This is a genomic window from Pantoea sp. GbtcB22 (genome assembly GCF_019091025.1).
Classification (GTDB): Bacteria; Pseudomonadota; Gammaproteobacteria; order Enterobacterales; family Enterobacteriaceae; genus Pantoea; species Pantoea leporis.
Genome location: NZ_JAGXKB010000938.1, coordinates 1 through 233 on the forward strand (window position 1 = coordinate 1; position 233 = coordinate 233).

The 233-nt window shown below is 57.5% G+C and carries 1 protein-coding gene; it reads right to left on the reverse strand.

Going from position 1 to position 233, the window contains the following annotated elements; translation table 11 throughout:
• A partial coding sequence (locus tag KVT28_RS27095; RefSeq protein WP_217551430.1) for a 2Fe-2S iron-sulfur cluster-binding protein occupies positions 1-233 on the reverse strand: 233 nt, incomplete at both ends.

Below are 233 nucleotides of genomic sequence, written 5' to 3' on the forward strand. Positions count from 1 at the left end.
CCGAGCACGACTGTCGCACCCGACCATTAATCACCATCGTGCAGATGCCGCAGACCTGTTCGAGGCAGTTCATCTGCCAGACTGGCGGCGGGGTCTTCTCGCCCGCTTTGTTCCCCGGTTTCTTCTGGATCTCCATCAGGCACGAGATGATGTTGAGATTCGGGCGATACGGAATCTCAAACTGTTCCCAGTACTGCGGTGAATCGGGAGTGGCGCGACGGCGAATGTGAATC